Here is a 14,554-nt window from a genome sequence, read left to right on the forward strand (position 1 = left end):
GTGTCAGTGGAACTTTGGCAGCAGTGCGTGGAGCTTCTGCGCGATGAACTGCCTGCCCAGCAATTCAACACCTGGATCCGTCCGCTACAGGTCGAAGCCGAAGGCGACGAGTTGCGCGTCTACGCGCCTAATCGTTTTGTTCTCGACTGGGTCAACGAAAAGTACCTGAGCCGCTTGCTCGAACTGTTGGGTGAGCATGGCAACGGGATGGCGCCTGCTCTTTCCTTATTAATAGGTAGCAGGCGCAGTTCGGCACCGCGCGCTGCTCCCAATGCACCGTTGGCTGCCGCCGTCGCTGCATCCCAGGCGCAGGCCGCGCAAGTCGCAGTGGTCAATGAACCTGTCTCAAAACCTGTTGCAGCGGTGGCTGTTGCTGAAGTCGAACAAGCCCCATCACGGGACAGCTTCGATTCGATGGGCGACCCCAATACCGCGCCAGCGCCAAGCGGCCGTGCCGAGCAACGCACCGTTCAGGTAGAAGGCGCGCTCAAGCACACCAGCTACTTGAATCGAACCTTTACCTTCGAGAATTTTGTCGAAGGTAAATCCAACCAGCTTGCTCGCGCGGCTGCCTGGCAAGTCGCTGACAACCCCAAGCACGGCTATAACCCGTTGTTCCTTTACGGCGGTGTAGGTCTTGGTAAAACGCACTTGATGCACGCTGTGGGTAACCATCTGCTCAAGAAGAATCCGAATGCCAAGGTTGTCTACCTGCATTCGGAGCGCTTCGTTGCTGATATGGTCAAGGCGCTGCAGCTCAACGCGATCAACGAATTCAAACGTTTTTACCGCTCGGTTGATGCGTTGCTGATCGATGACATTCAGTTCTTCGCTCGTAAGGAGCGATCCCAGGAAGAGTTTTTCCACACTTTCAACGCCTTGCTCGAAGGTGGTCAGCAAGTAATTTTGACTAGCGACCGCTATCCGAAAGAGATCGAAGGTTTGGAGGAGCGCCTGAAGTCGCGCTTCGGTTGGGGTTTGACTGTAGCTGTTGAACCTCCTGAACTGGAAACTCGCGTGGCCATCCTTATGAAGAAGGCCGACCAGGCGAAGGTCGATCTTCCTCATGATGCTGCATTCTTCATTGCCCAGCGCATTCGCTCCAACGTGCGTGAACTTGAAGGCGCTTTGAAGCGAGTCATCGCTCACTCGCACTTCATGGGACGCGACATCACCATCGAGCTGATTCGTGAGTCGCTGAAGGATCTGCTGGCGTTGCAGGACAAACTGGTGAGTGTGGATAACATCCAGCGCACAGTTGCCGAGTACTACAAGATCAAGATTTCCGACTTGTTGTCCAAGCGCCGTTCTCGTTCGGTTGCTCGACCGCGTCAGGTTGCCATGGCCCTGTCCAAGGAGCTGACCAACCACAGCTTGCCGGAAATCGGTGATGTTTTCGGCGGCCGCGACCACACTACGGTGTTGCACGCATGCCGCAAGATCAATGAACTCAAGGAATCCGACGCGGATATCCGCGAGGACTACAAGAACCTGCTGCGGACTCTGACGACGTGATTGGCGTCAGCGCAGCTTATTAAGGCAAGGGACTAGACCATGCACTTCACCATTCAACGCGAAGCCCTGTTGAAACCCCTGCAACTGGTCGCAGGCGTCGTTGAGCGCCGCCAGACCTTGCCAGTACTGTCCAACGTACTGCTGGTTGTTCAGGGACAACAACTTTCACTCACTGGTACCGATCTGGAAGTGGAACTGGTTGGCCGTGTGCAGCTCGAAGAGCCCGCCGAGCCAGGGGAGATCACCGTACCTGCGCGCAAGCTGATGGATATTTGCAAAAGCTTGCCCAACGATGCACTGATCGACATCAAGCTCGATGAACAGAAGATTATCGTCAAGGCTGGCCGGAGCCGATTCACCCTCTCGACCTTGCCAGCCAATGACTTCCCAACTGTTGAGGAAGGTCCTGGTTCGCTGACCTGCAACCTTGAGCAGAGTCGGCTGCGCCGCTTGATCGAGCGCACCAGCTTCGCCATGGCCCAACAGGATGTGCGTTACTACCTCAACGGCATGTTGCTGGAGGTCTCTGCAGACACCTTGCGCGCCGTAGCCACCGATGGTCACCGTTTGGCCATGTGCTCCATGCGCGCTGACATCGGTCATGCCGATCGTCATCAAGTTATCGTGCCGCGCAAAGGTATCCTGGAATTGGCTCGCCTGCTGACTGAGCCTGATGGCATGGTCAGCATCGTACTGGGTCAACATCACATTCGTGCCACCACGGGTGAGTTCACCTTCACCTCCAAGTTGGTCGATGGCAAATTCCCAGACTACGAACGTGTGCTGCCCAAGGGTGGCGACAAGCTGGTAATTGGTGACCGTCAGGCGCTGCGTGAGGCGTTTAGCCGTACCGCCATTCTGTCCAACGAGAAATACCGAGGCATTCGTCTGCAACTGGCCAACGGTCAGCTCAAGATTCAAGCGAACAACCCTGAACAGGAAGAGGCTGAAGAAGAGATCAGCGTCGACTACAACGGTAGCTCGCTGGAAATCGGCTTCAACGTCAGCTATCTGCTAGACGTACTGGGTGTCATGACTACTGAGCAAGTTCGCCTGATTCTTTCGGACTCCAATAGCAGCGCCCTGCTGCAGGAAGCCGATAACGACGACTCCGCTTACGTTGTCATGCCAATGCGTCTGTAATTTGTCCAGCAGACTTTAGATGTCCCTCAGTCGCGTTTCGGTCACCGCGGTGCGTAATCTGCACCCGGTGACCTTCTCTCCCTCCCCCCGCATCAATATCCTGTACGGCGCCAATGGCAGTGGGAAAACCAGTGTGTTGGAAGCGGTGCATCTGTTGGGCCTGGCCCGATCCTTTCGCAGCACGCGTCTAACGCCTGTCATTCAATACGAACAGTTGGCTTGTACGGTATTCGGCCAAGTCGAGTTGAGTGAAGGTGGATCAAGCAATCTGGGTATTTCGCGGGATCGGCAAGGTGAGTTCACCATTCGTATCGACGGGCAAAATGCTCGAAGTGCCGCGCAGTTGGCAGAGATTCTGCCGCTGCAATTAATCAACCCGGACAGCTTTCGCTTGTTGGAAGGGGCACCAAAAATCCGTCGCCAGTTCCTTGATTGGGGCGTGTTCCACGTGGAACCCCGCTTCATGGCCACATGGCAACGCCTGCAGAAGGCTTTGCGGCAGCGGAACTCATGGTTGCGGCATGGTACACTTGACGCTGTTTCGCAAGCGACTTGGGACCGGGAACTGTGCCTGGCCAGTGCTGAAATGGATGAATACCGCCGAAATTACATCAAGGCCTTGAAGCCCGTCTTTGAGCAAACCCTGAGCGATTTGGTCGAACTCGACGGACTGACCCTGAGTTACTACCGTGGCTGGGACAAAGAGCGAGAGCTTAGTGAAGTACTCGCTTCGTCCTTGCAACGCGATCAGCAAATGGGCCATACCCAGGCTGGACCGCAACGAGCTGATTTGCGCTTGAGACTCGGCGCACATAACGCCGCCGATATATTGTCTCGGGGCCAGCAGAAACTAGTGGTCTGTGCACTGCGCATTGCCCAAGGGCACCTGGTTAGCCAGGCGCGACGCGGCCAATGTATTTATCTTGTGGATGATTTGCCGTCCGAGTTGGATGAGCAACACCGCCACGCACTTTGCCGCTTGTTGGAAGACTTACGCTGCCAGGTGTTTATCACCTGTGTAGATCATGAATTATTGAGGGAAGGCTGGCAGACGGAAACGCCAGTTGCTTTGTTCCACGTGGAACAGGGCCGTATCACCCAGACCCACGACCATCGGGAGTGAAGGCATGAGCGAAAATCAAACGTACGACTCCTCCAGCATTAAAGTGCTGAAAGGGCTAGATGCCGTGCGCAAGCGTCCCGGTATGTACATTGGCGACACCGATGATGGTAGCGGTCTGCACCACATGGTGTTCGAGGTGCTCGATAACTCGATCGACGAAGCACTCGCCGGTCACTGCGATGACATCACCGTAACTATCCACCCAGACGAATCCGTCAGTGTTCGCGATAACGGTCGCGGCATTCCAGTGGACGTGCACAAAGAGGAAGGCGTGTCCGCCGCCGAGGTCATCATGACCGTCTTGCACGCAGGCGGTAAGTTTGACGATAACTCCTACAAAGTATCCGGCGGTCTGCACGGTGTAGGTGTTTCTGTTGTTAACGCCCTGTCTGAACAGTTACTTCTGACAGTTCGTCGTAGCGGCAAGATCTGGGAGCAGACTTATGTTCACGGTGTTCCACAGGCGCCTATGGCTATTGTCGGCGACAGTGAAACTACCGGCACCCAGATTCACTTCAAACCTTCGAGCGAGACGTTCAAGAACATCCACTTCAGCTGGGATATCTTGGCCAAGCGGATTCGTGAATTGTCCTTTCTCAACTCTGGCGTTGGTATCCTGCTGAAGGACGAGCGTTCGGGCAAAGAAGAATACTTCAAGTACGAAGGTGGTCTGCGTGCCTTCGTCGAGTTCCTCAACACCAACAAGACTCCGGTCAACCAGGTGTTCCACTTCAGCGTACAACGCGAAGACGGTGTGGGCGTTGAAATTGCTCTGCAATGGAATGACAGTTTCAACGAGAACCTGTTGTGCTTCACCAACAACATTCCACAGCGTGATGGCGGTACTCACTTGGTCGGCTTCCGCTCGGCCTTGACGCGTAACCTGAACAACTACATCGAGCAAGAAGGCCTGGCCAAGAAGAACAAGGTTTCGACCACCGGCGATGATGCCCGAGAAGGTCTGACCGCGATCATTTCGGTGAAGGTACCGGATCCCAAGTTCAGCTCGCAGACCAAAGACAAGCTGGTTTCTTCGGAAGTCAAAACAGCCGTTGAACAAGAGATGGGTAAATACTTCTCTGACTTCCTGCTGGAAAACCCGAATGAAGCCAAAGCCGTCGTCGGCAAGATGATTGATGCTGCACGTGCTCGAGAAGCGGCGCGCAAGGCGAGAGAAATGACTCGCCGTAAAGGCGCGCTGGACATCGCGGGTCTTCCAGGCAAACTGGCTGACTGCCAAGAGAAGGACCCTGCCCTTTCCGAACTATACCTGGTGGAGGGTGACTCCGCAGGTGGTTCGGCCAAGCAAGGCCGCAACCGCAAGACGCAGGCTATCCTGCCGCTTAAAGGTAAGATCCTGAACGTCGAGAAAGCGCGTTTCGACAAGATGATCTCGTCCCAGGAAGTGGGCACACTGATCACGGCGTTGGGCTGTGGTATCGGCCGCGAAGAGTACAACATCGACAAGTTGCGCTATCACAACATCATTATCATGACCGATGCTGACGTCGACGGTTCGCACATTCGTACGCTGCTGCTGACCTTCTTCTTCCGTCAGCTGCCTGAACTGGTCGAGCGTGGTTACATCTACATTGCTCAGCCACCACTGTACAAGGTCAAGAAGGGCAAGCAAGAGCAGTACATCAAAGACGACGAGGCCATGGAAGAATACATGACCCAATCGGCTCTGGAAGATGCCAGCTTGCACCTGGACGAATCGGCACCTCCTGTTTCCGGCGTTGAGCTGGAGCGTCTGGTAAACGAATTCCGTACGGTGATGAAGACCCTCAAGCGTTTGTCGCGCCTGTACCCTCAGGAACTGACCGAGCACTTCGTTTACTTGCCGGCCGTAACCCTGGAGCAACTGGGTGACCATGCTGCAATGCAGGAATGGTTGGGCAAGTTTGAAGAGCGTCTGCGTATCAGCGAGAAGTCGGGCCTGCTGTACAAGGCCAGCCTGCGTGAAGACAAAGAGCGCAATGTCTGGTTGCCGGAAGTGGAAATCACCTCCCACGGTCTCGCCAGCTACGTTACTTTCAACCGTGACTTCTTCGGTAGTAACGACTATCGCACCGTTACTGCCCTGGGCGCGCAACTGAGCACCCTGCTCGGCGAGGGTGCCTATGTGCAGCGAGGTGAACGCAAGAAGGCGATCACTGAGTTCAAGGAAGCGCTCGACTGGCTGATGACCGAAAGCACCAAGCGTCACACCATTCAGCGATATAAAGGTCTGGGTGAGATGAACCCTGATCAACTCTGGGAAACCACGATGGACCCAACTGTGCGTCGGATGCTCAAGGTGACTATTGAAGATGCTATCGCTGCCGATCAGATCTTCAACACGCTGATGGGTGATGCCGTTGAACCGCGTCGCGAGTTCATTGAAAGCAACGCATTGGCGGTGTCTAACCTGGATTTCTGATCAGGCGAAGGTTCACGTAAAGCAGTAACGTATCAAAAATGAATGGCCGACCAGAATTTGAAACTAGGCTCCTCGGTCATTATCAAGCCCGCTAACGCGGGCTTTTTTTTGTGCAGAGTTCATATGTCGAGCTAGTTCCTTCAGCGCGTGTTCTCCGCGTCCTTTACTTCGCTCCAACTGCTGTCGGGATCGAAACGTGTGATCGCAGCAGCGTGTTTCGTGCTGTCCTGGCCGAGGTCTTTCTCGAATAGTTCGCCGTCGTGGCTGATCATGAAGCTCATCACGCCAGTGTCACCGTAGGTCGTTGGCCAGGCAATTACGGCAAAGCCACGAGTCATGCGATCACCGATCTTGTAGTTATAGGCGCCGCCCGGCGCCGAAGGTCCCTGGGCAGTGAGGATACGATAGTGATAGCCGTGCCAGTCATCGCCAACGGCGGCATCACCAAAGAGCGGTCCAAGCGGACTTTCCTCGATGCCCTCCTCCTCTGGCCAGTACAGACCGTCGAACTGACCGTCGCTACTGATGAATTTTTGTGCGTACTCGAGGACCCCATTGTTATTGCGATCAACTTCGGCGTAATCCATCTGGGCATCGTGGTAGGCACGCACCGCTTCAATGGTCGCAAGTTCGTTTCGTCCGATACGGCGTAAGCGGATCTCCTTGGCGCCGGCTTTGGTATCGAATGACCAACCATTAGCACTGTGTCTTACGGGAATTGGAAACACCCAGGACGCGTCACCGACAACCAAATGCGCTCTGTCCGGGCTGTCAGCCTGAATTTGATGCTTTTGCTTGTAGAGAGAGAGAAAGGCGTCGACATCTTTTCGATCAACGTTCTTGGTTGGGATGTAACTTTGCCAGTCGTTGCCGAGCAGGTTCGCCAACTGTTGGCTATCGGCTTTTTCACTACCCAACGCCTGTACCAACGCTTCACCTGCAGCCTGCGCATCTGGGAAATGTTTTTGAGCGTAACTGCTGGACGCCCACAGCAGGAGCATAACAAGCGCAAATCGACTTGTAGTATTCATGACTGACTCTCCTCTCAACGGCGACGGCCGCCACCGCTGTATTGCATCCGTACGGGTCGTTGCACTTGGTGGCCCGCAGACGCTACGGAAGGTCGGCTGGCGCTTCGTTGGCTGACCTGGCCACGATTGCTGGCTATGCGTGACTGCGAAGGGTTGCGTACACCGGCCAAGGCATTGTTGCGTGGCGCCTGCGTGCTCGCATGCTGCTGGCGCACTTGTTGGCGTACCTGTTGGTTGCGCGCGGGCTGTTGATGCTGGCGATTCTGTAGAGGCGCCTGAGCACGCTGGCGGGTTTGAGCATCACTTTTCAGTTGGCGGTCGGCAACCTGGGCGCGTTCGCGTGCGCTACCGGTCTGGCTGATACCCTGTTTTTCAAGGCTTTGTTGGGCGCGCTCGCGGTCGGCACTCTGCACCCTTTGGCGGGCTTCAAGGTTGCTGGTTGCCGGTGCTTCTATGCCATGCTGCGCGAGGCTTTCCCGGGCTCGCGCGCGGTCTTCGACACGGGCCGGCGTGTCACCGCGGTAGACCGTGCGCTGTTCGCTGCCCGGTAAACGTCGGTCGAACTGGGCTCTGCTGGCTTGGTCGCGGTACGGAACGCCGTCGCGGTACGCAGGATTGTGACGCCAGTTGTTCTGGTTGGCATCGAGCCTTCGGTTGACGTTGTTGATGTTGTTGTAGCGATTTACATTGATATCGACGTCATGATCGTCCCAGTCGCAATCACCCCACAGGGAATTGACGATCGCTATGCCGGCACCGAAAGCCAGACCTGTGGCCAACGCCGTAGCGATGGGATACTCCGGTGGCGGTGGATAATACGCTGGTGGATAGGACGGGGATGACCAATTGCCGTACACCACAGAAGGGTTGTAACTGGGCACGTAGACAACCTGCGGGTTGGTTGGTTGGATGACAATGGTTTGTGCCGGTGCGCTACCTTGCACCACTGTGGTTGTGCCGCCTGCCGCGGCACTTGCCGGTTGTACTGTGACAGTCTGCTGTTCGTTGGACTCCAGATGGCCTGCTGCCTTGGCTTTGGCACGCAGGCGCTGCACCGAGTTCATGACCGCGTCGGGCTGGGCAAGAAAGGCATCGCCGACGCGCTGCACCCAGACTGGGTCCTGCCCGAGGGTAGCCAGTACCTGTGGAAAAGCCACCAACGATTGCACGCTGGGATCCCACGGTTGGTCGGCGACCTGTTGGACGGCGGCATCACCGCTGACCTTGGGATGCGCCTTGGACCAAACAACGGCGTCAGCGACATTGCCTGGATAGGTGGTAGCCATCAGTACCTGAGCCAGTAACGCGTCCGGATACAACGCCAGCGGGGCAAGCATTTGATCAAGTTGCTCGGTGCTGAACACCGCTTCGCTTGGGGCCGTTGGAGCGGCTGGAGGGGGTGCAGATTCTGGTGCGGCCGCAACAGTCGATGCGGATGACGCGGTCGTTGCCTTGGGTGGTGCATCTTTATCGGAACAGCCTGAGAGCGCAAGCATGGCGATGGTTAGCAAAATCGCCCGGTGAAGACAGGCAGACATGACGATGCTCCTGTGGCAGAAAAGACAGAGCGGAACGTCAGGCGGTTGGCCCTACTGGTTTCCGACCGACAATCGACGCTTGGACAGCTCTCCGCAGCGGGTGAGCAGTATCAGCGTAGAAGAAAAAAGCGCTGTCGAATGAGCACAATCGCATGCAACGGACTGCTTCCTGTGAGCCCGTTCTCAACATCGGATGTTCCACGTGGAACCTATCGAGCTTTAAGCACGGCGGATATTTACAAACCCAGTTCACGCAAGCGTCGGTAAAGGGTTCTTTCACTCAATCCCAGATGCCTGGCGAGTTCACTGCGAGAACCTGAAAAGTTTTCCAGTGCCTGCGCCAGTTGCGCAAAACCTTGTTTGTCACGGCGCCGCAAAGGGATTGGAGTCCTGTCCAGGGCGCTGCGCAAGTCACTCGGTAAATGTTCGGCACGGATAACGCCGTCGTCGGCGAATAGCCTTGCTCGCTCGAGAATGTTGCGCAGCTCACGAATGTTTCCTGGAAAGCTGTGCAGCCTGAGTAGCTTCAGTGTTTCGCTATCGACATGAGGTGCGGATTTTCCCGCCATCCGTTGCAGCAGGCTTTCGATCAGTAAGGGCAGGTCTTCTGCGCGCTCACGAAGTGAAGGCAGACGAACGGGAAAGCCACTGATTCGGTAATACAGGTCTTCTCGAAAGGTCCCTGCAGCGACCATTTCCTTGAGCGGCTTATGGGTGGCTGAAACAAGCCTGAAATCCGAATGGACTGTTCGCAAGCTTCCAACCGGACGAAAGCTGCCTGACTCGATCAGGCGTAAAAGCTTTACTTGCATGGCCAGCGGTACTTCGCCGATTTCATCCAGAAACAGTGTGCCGCCGTGAGCGGCTTCAGCGAGTCCTGTCTTGCGTTGCAGGGCGCCGGTGAAAGCGCCCTTCTCGTAACCGAACAGCTCGCTTTCGAACAGAGACTCGGTAAGGCCGGTGCAGTCGACGACAACCAGTGGACCGGAGTTGCGCGGACTGCCCAAGTGCAAGGCTCGTGCGAAAAGCTCCTTACCTGTTCCGGATTCCCCTTGGAGCAGCACCGGAATCTGCGCAGGTGCTGCGCGCTGCAGGCTTGCCAACGCCTCCGTGAAGGCTGGCGCGCGCCCTACCAACCCTTGTTGCTGAGGCTGAGCAGAGGCTACCGCGATGCTGGTAAGACGTTCGACAAAGGCAATCACTTCACCTTGTTGATCAAGGATTGGCCGCAACTCGACGTCAACATGTTCGGGTCCGCGGGGGGTGTGGTGAACGTGTAGCACGCGCTCAGGCGCTCGACTGCTCCATGCCTTGCGCATTGGACAGAGTTCACCAGCCTGGTCGCATGGTACGGCGTAATGATGGGAAACCCTGTGACACTTACCGCCAATGGGAGGTTGGCCTTCAACGCCAAACTGACGCTGGTAGGCGGCGTTGGCGGCGAGAATGTTGTAGTCGGTATCCAGCACGATTGTCGGCTGGGCGTCGTGTTCAAGGTACGACACCAGCGCTTGAACTGCGGGGGCGGGGAATTTTCGCGAGGAATAAGACATAAGGCACCAGGAAAAGCACGCGAGCAGCTTAACTGAAAGGCGAGCACCACTGCCAAAAACTGCCATTGTCTGCCAACAGTTGGCAGAAACTTCGGCAGTTGATAGGGGACGAAGTCTATGTCGTTCAATAAAAGCGGCGTTTGGCCTCGGAAAATTGGCTTGTTAACGGTGGCATGCATCTTGATGGCAGCTTTGCCAATGCGCACTTGGCTCGACGCCCAGGCACACGAATTATCTGGAGAGTGGTAATGATCATCGGCGGCAATTTGTATGTGGAGGCCCTGTTCGACAGTGCCACCTCGACCATCAGCTATCTGGTGATGGACCGTGACAGTAGCCAATGTGCGTTGGTCGATAGCGTGCTGGACTACGATCCCAAATCCGGGCGTACCAGTAGTTGTTCAGCAGACAAGTTGATTGCTCGGGTGAAAGAGCTGGGCGCTACGGTCCAGTGGATTCTCGAAACCCATGTGCATGCCGATCATCTGTCTGCCGCGGCGTATCTCAAGGCGGCCTTGGGGGGGCAAATTGCAATCGGCAGCCAGATTACTCAAGTGCAAAAAGTCTTTGGCACCTTGTTCAATGCTGACAGTCGCTTCGCTCGCGATGGCAGCCAATTCGATGTGCTGTTCGATGACGAGCAGCACTTTGCAATTGGCAACCTGCAAGCTCGCGCCTTGCACACCCCAGGGCATACGCCGGCCTGCATGACCTACGTGGTCGAGATTGGGGGGCAAGCTGTCGCCTTTGTGGGTGACACCCTATTCATGCCGGATTACGGCACAGCCCGCTGTGACTTCCCAGGGGCAAGCGCTCGTACGTTGTATCGCTCGATCCAGCGCATTCTTGCCCTCCCCGCCGATACGCGGTTGTTCATGTGCCATGACTACCTGCCGGGAGGGCGTGAGCTTCGTTACATGACCACCGTGACCGAGCAACGTGCCAGCAACATCCATGTGAAAGAAGGCATCAGCGAGGACAGCTTCGTCTCCATGCGCGAAGCCCGCGATGCCACGCTCGACATGCCAGTGCTGATCCTGCCTTCGGTACAGATCAACATGCGCAGTGGCCAACTGCCTGAACCGGAAGAAAACGGAGTGCGTTATTTGAAAATTCCGCTCAACGCACTCTGAGCAGTACCCAGAATTATTATTAAAGGAACACCTTGCCATGCCTGCTCAAACCACATCGCCTAAAGGCGATCATCACAAGGTCCTGATTGTTGGTGCAGGGGCCGCCGGCGTAGCTGTTGCCTCAAGCTTGATGTGCCGCGATCCCTCGTTGGATATTGCCCTCGTTGACCCTAGCGACACCCACTATTATCAGCCCGGTTGGACCATGGTCGGCGCTGGTGTCTTCAACGCGCCGAGCACTGCCAGGAGCATGGAGTCGACCATTCCGTCCGGTGTTCACTGGATCAAGGCGCGGGTAGAGCGTTTTGATCCGCTTGCTCAAACCGTAATCTTGAATGACGGGCGCTTGCTGAGCTACGAACAGTTGGTGGTCTGCCCCGGCTTGAAGCTCGATTGGGATGCCATTGATGGCCTCGTGCAGACCCTGGGCCGCAATGGGGTGACCTCGAACTACCGTTATGATCTGGCTCCTTACACTTGGCAGCTGGTGCAAAACTTGCGCAAAGGTCGAGCGATATTCAGCCAGCCACCGATGCCGATCAAATGCGCTGGCGCGCCACAGAAAGCCTTGTATCTGTCGTGTGACCACTGGCTGCGCAAAGGCTGTCTTGGTGATGTTCAGGCGAAGTTCTTCAACGCAGGCGCCGTGCTTTTTGGCGTTGCCGACTATGTGCCTGCCCTGATGGAGTACATCGACAAGTACGGTGTGGACCTCCAATACTCCCATCGTTTGGTTGCTGTCGATGGCCCAGCTCGGCAAGCTACCTTTGAACGCACCTTGCCTGATGGAAGCAGTGAAACCCTGACCCAGCCGTTCGACATGTTGCATGTCGTGCCGCCGCAAGTACCTGTCGACTTCATTCGCAACAGCCCCTTGGCCGACACTGCAGGCTGGATTGACGTCGATCCGGCAACGCTGTGTCACCGCAAGTTCTCCAACATTCACGCTCTGGGGGATGGGATCAATACCACTAACGCCAAGACCGCAGCCGCTGCGCGAAAACAGGCCCCGGTAGTCGCCAACAACGTATTGGTTGCCCTTGGCCGACTGTCGAGGCTTGCTCACTACGATGGCTATGGTTCCTGCCCGCTCACGGTTGAGCGTGGCAAGATCGTGCTGGCGGAGTTCACCTATGGGGGCAAACTGTCGCCGAGCTTCCCGCGCTGGCTGCTTGATGGTCGTCGCCCTACCCGTCTGGCCTGGTTGCTCAAGGCGCAGATCCTGCCACCGCTGTACTGGCGCTGCATGCTCAAAGGTCGTGAGTGGCTGGCCAAACCCCATGCGGCACCGCTAGAGGCCAGGCAGTGATCGACCAACAATTCCTAGCGGTTGGATTGGGAGCGATCATTGGCGCTGTGTTGGCATTGACCGGTGCAGGAGGCGGAATTCTGGCCGTTCCACTGCTGGTCTTTGGCCTGGGGCTGACGATGGTGGAGGCTGCGCCAGTTGGATTGCTCGCCGTCGGCATGGCTGCGACTGTGGGCGCCGCATTGGGACTACGCCAAGGCGTGGTGCGCTACCGGGCGGCAGCGTTTGTGGCGGCTATCGGAGTCGCCGCTGCACCGTTGGGCTTGATGCTGGCGCATCAGCTTCCCAATGCACCGCTATCCCTGGCCTTTGCTGCAGTGCTGATTTACGCCTGCGGGCGCATGATACTCAAGGCTCGTCGTGAATTGCGCGGTGAGCCGCCATTGGGCAAGCGTACGGTCATGCCGTGTGTGCTCAACCCCTTGCAAGGGCGACTGCGTTGGACCCTGCCATGTGCCCGGGCATTGGCAGTCACCGGCGCGTTGTCTGGCCTGCTCTCCGGTTTGCTTGGGGTCGGCGGTGGTTTTGTAATCATCCCTGCACTGAGTCGCTACACCAACCTGGATATGAAAAGCATCGTCGCTACCTCGCTGGCCGTGATTGCTCTGGTATCTACCGGGAGCGTTGTTAGTGCCAGTGTGGCTGGTGTAATGCATTGGAGCGTCGGCGCACCCTTTGCGGCCGGTGCAATCGCAGGACTGCTGGTTGCCCGCCAGTTTGCCAGTCGTCTGGCGGGACCACGCTTGCAACAACTGTTTGCGGGTGTCGGGATCTGCGCGGCGTTGCTTCTTACAATCAAAACGTTGGGGGGCTAAGCCTCCTACTCCGCCAGCAAGGTGTCCTGCTCCTGAGCACATAACGCCAGGAGAAAATCCCACACTACGCGCAAGCGAACGGACTTGTGCAACTCGCGGCGGGTACAGATCCAATAGCTGCGTTGGATGGTTTCGCTGGGCAACACGCGTACCAGTGAAGGGTCTTGCTGGGCCATATAGTTGGGTAGCACGGCAATGCCCAACCCCGCACGGGCAGCCTGCTGCTGAGCGATCACGCTGGTGCTGCGAAACACCACGTTCGGTGCTCGGCAGAAACTGTTTAGAAACAGCAGTTCCTGGCTGAACAGCAGGTCGTCGACGTAACCAATCCAGCTGTGTTTGGCCAGGTCCTCGCGGTGATGCAAGGTGGGCGCCTGGGCCAGGTATTCACGGCTGGCATAGAGCGCCAGGCGATAGTCGGTGAGTTTGCGGGTGATCAGCAGGTCAGCGTTGGGTCGTTCCAAATGGATGCTGATTTCAGCTTCTCGGTTAAGGATGCTGACAAATCGTGGCACCGCAACCAGTTCAACCTCCAGCCCGGGATAGCGTTCGAACAGGCTGCCCATTCGCGGGGTGAAGAACATGATACCGATGCCTTCGGTAACGCCCAGACGGATTTTCCCCAGAGGGGTGATGGCCTGAGTAATCTCCTCCTGGGCCAGTAGGGCAACGTTTTCCATGGCTTCGGCATGCTTGAGCAGGGCTTGCCCGGAGGGAGTCAGTTCGTAGCCCTGGGCGTGTTGGACGAACAGCGCGGTGCCGAGGCTCTGTTCGATGTTGTCGATATGCCGCGCGACCGTACTGTGGGTGGTATTCAGGCGCTTGGCTGCTGTCAGCAGACGCCCGCTGCGCTGCAACTCGAGAAAAAACCGCAGATCATTCCAGTCGAACATGCTTTTCCTTGTGAATCATGTGTTCACGAACGTTGTGTTAAAACGCACAGCACTTGAGTGAAATCTAACGTTTTCATCT

General features: G+C 56.6%; 11 protein-coding genes. 7 read left to right on the forward strand and 4 right to left on the reverse strand.

The window, feature by feature from the left end; genetic code table 11:
* From dnaA to gyrB, 4 genes are read left to right on the forward strand one after another with little or no spacing between them, the layout of a single operon-like run.
* Complete coding sequence (dnaA, locus tag D3Z90_RS00005) at window positions 1-1,515, forward strand: chromosomal replication initiator protein DnaA (RefSeq protein WP_136473822.1); 1,515 nt, start codon at window positions 1-3, stop codon at window positions 1,513-1,515.
* Between the two features lie 39 nt (window positions 1,516-1,554).
* A complete protein-coding gene (gene dnaN / locus D3Z90_RS00010) occupies window positions 1,555-2,658 on the forward strand; it encodes a DNA polymerase III subunit beta (protein WP_136473823.1) in 1,104 nt (367 codons plus the stop codon).
* A gap of 19 nt (window positions 2,659-2,677) precedes the next feature.
* Window positions 2,678-3,781: a DNA replication/repair protein RecF gene (gene recF, locus D3Z90_RS00015; protein WP_136473824.1), complete on the forward strand. Its 1,104-nt coding sequence runs from the start codon at window positions 2,678-2,680 to the stop codon at window positions 3,779-3,781.
* A gap of 4 nt (window positions 3,782-3,785) precedes the next feature.
* Window positions 3,786-6,203, forward strand: coding sequence for a DNA topoisomerase (ATP-hydrolyzing) subunit B (gyrB, locus tag D3Z90_RS00020; protein WP_136473825.1), 2,418 nt, complete (start codon window positions 3,786-3,788; stop codon window positions 6,201-6,203).
* Window positions 6,204-6,343: 140 nt separating this feature from the next.
* Here the strand turns inward: gyrB and D3Z90_RS00025 are convergent, their stop codons facing one another.
* The 3 genes from D3Z90_RS00025 to D3Z90_RS00035 form a co-directional block, all read right to left on the reverse strand.
* Window positions 6,344-7,234, reverse strand: coding sequence for a DUF2950 domain-containing protein (locus D3Z90_RS00025; protein WP_136473826.1), 891 nt, complete (start codon window positions 7,232-7,234; stop codon window positions 6,344-6,346).
* Between the two features lie 14 nt (window positions 7,235-7,248).
* A complete protein-coding gene (locus D3Z90_RS00030; RefSeq protein WP_136473827.1) occupies window positions 7,249-8,772 on the reverse strand; it encodes a DUF3300 domain-containing protein in 1,524 nt (507 codons plus the stop codon).
* A gap of 236 nt (window positions 8,773-9,008) precedes the next feature.
* Complete coding sequence (locus D3Z90_RS00035) at window positions 9,009-10,325, reverse strand: sigma-54-dependent Fis family transcriptional regulator (RefSeq protein WP_136473828.1); 1,317 nt, start codon at window positions 10,323-10,325, stop codon at window positions 9,009-9,011.
* A gap of 248 nt (window positions 10,326-10,573) precedes the next feature.
* Here D3Z90_RS00035 and D3Z90_RS00040 point away from each other — a divergent pair, with 248 nt between their 5' ends.
* From D3Z90_RS00040 to D3Z90_RS00050, 3 genes are read left to right on the forward strand one after another with little or no spacing between them, the layout of a single operon-like run.
* Window positions 10,574-11,458, forward strand: a complete 885-nt coding sequence (locus tag D3Z90_RS00040) for an MBL fold metallo-hydrolase (protein ID WP_136473829.1) — start codon at window positions 10,574-10,576, stop codon at window positions 11,456-11,458.
* Window positions 11,459-11,495: 37 nt separating this feature from the next.
* Window positions 11,496-12,767 carry an FAD/NAD(P)-binding oxidoreductase gene (locus D3Z90_RS00045; RefSeq protein ID WP_136473830.1) on the forward strand — a complete coding sequence of 424 codons (1,272 nt, stop codon included), beginning with the start codon at window positions 11,496-11,498 and terminating at the stop codon, window positions 12,765-12,767.
* Window positions 12,764-13,582, forward strand: a complete 819-nt coding sequence (locus tag D3Z90_RS00050) for a sulfite exporter TauE/SafE family protein (protein WP_136473831.1) — start codon at window positions 12,764-12,766, stop codon at window positions 13,580-13,582. Before D3Z90_RS00045 ends, D3Z90_RS00050 begins: the two co-directional genes overlap by 4 nt.
* A 5-nt stretch (window positions 13,583-13,587) precedes the next feature.
* Here the strand turns inward: D3Z90_RS00050 and D3Z90_RS00055 are convergent, their stop codons facing one another.
* Entirely contained in the window at window positions 13,588-14,475 is an 888-nt protein-coding gene (locus tag D3Z90_RS00055) for a LysR family transcriptional regulator (protein WP_136473832.1), read from the reverse strand.
* Window positions 14,476-14,554: the final 79 nt, after the last annotated feature.

Origin of the sequence: Pseudomonas sp. DG56-2 (assembly GCF_004803755.1) — a bacterium.
Taxonomy (GTDB): Bacteria; Pseudomonadota; Gammaproteobacteria; order Pseudomonadales; family Pseudomonadaceae; genus Aquipseudomonas; species Aquipseudomonas auratipiscis.

Coding starts and splice junctions, on each gene's coding strand:
- D3Z90_RS00025 (WP_136473826.1), bottom strand. CDS start 7,234: ATGAATACTACAAGTCGATTTGCGCTTGTTATGCTCCTGCTGTGGGCG.
- gyrB (WP_136473825.1), top strand. CDS start 3,786: ATGAGCGAAAATCAAACGTACGACTCCTCCAGCATTAAAGTGCTGAAA.
- D3Z90_RS00035 (WP_136473828.1), bottom strand. CDS start 10,325: ATGTCTTATTCCTCGCGAAAATTCCCCGCCCCCGCAGTTCAAGCGCTG.
- recF (WP_136473824.1), top strand. CDS start 2,678: ATGTCCCTCAGTCGCGTTTCGGTCACCGCGGTGCGTAATCTGCACCCG.
- D3Z90_RS00055 (WP_136473832.1), bottom strand. CDS start 14,475: ATGTTCGACTGGAATGATCTGCGGTTTTTTCTCGAGTTGCAGCGCAGC.
- D3Z90_RS00045 (WP_136473830.1), top strand. CDS start 11,496: ATGCCTGCTCAAACCACATCGCCTAAAGGCGATCATCACAAGGTCCTG.
- dnaN (WP_136473823.1), top strand. CDS start 1,555: ATGCACTTCACCATTCAACGCGAAGCCCTGTTGAAACCCCTGCAACTG.
- D3Z90_RS00030 (WP_136473827.1), bottom strand. CDS start 8,772: ATGTCTGCCTGTCTTCACCGGGCGATTTTGCTAACCATCGCCATGCTT.
- D3Z90_RS00040 (WP_136473829.1), top strand. CDS start 10,574: ATGATCATCGGCGGCAATTTGTATGTGGAGGCCCTGTTCGACAGTGCC.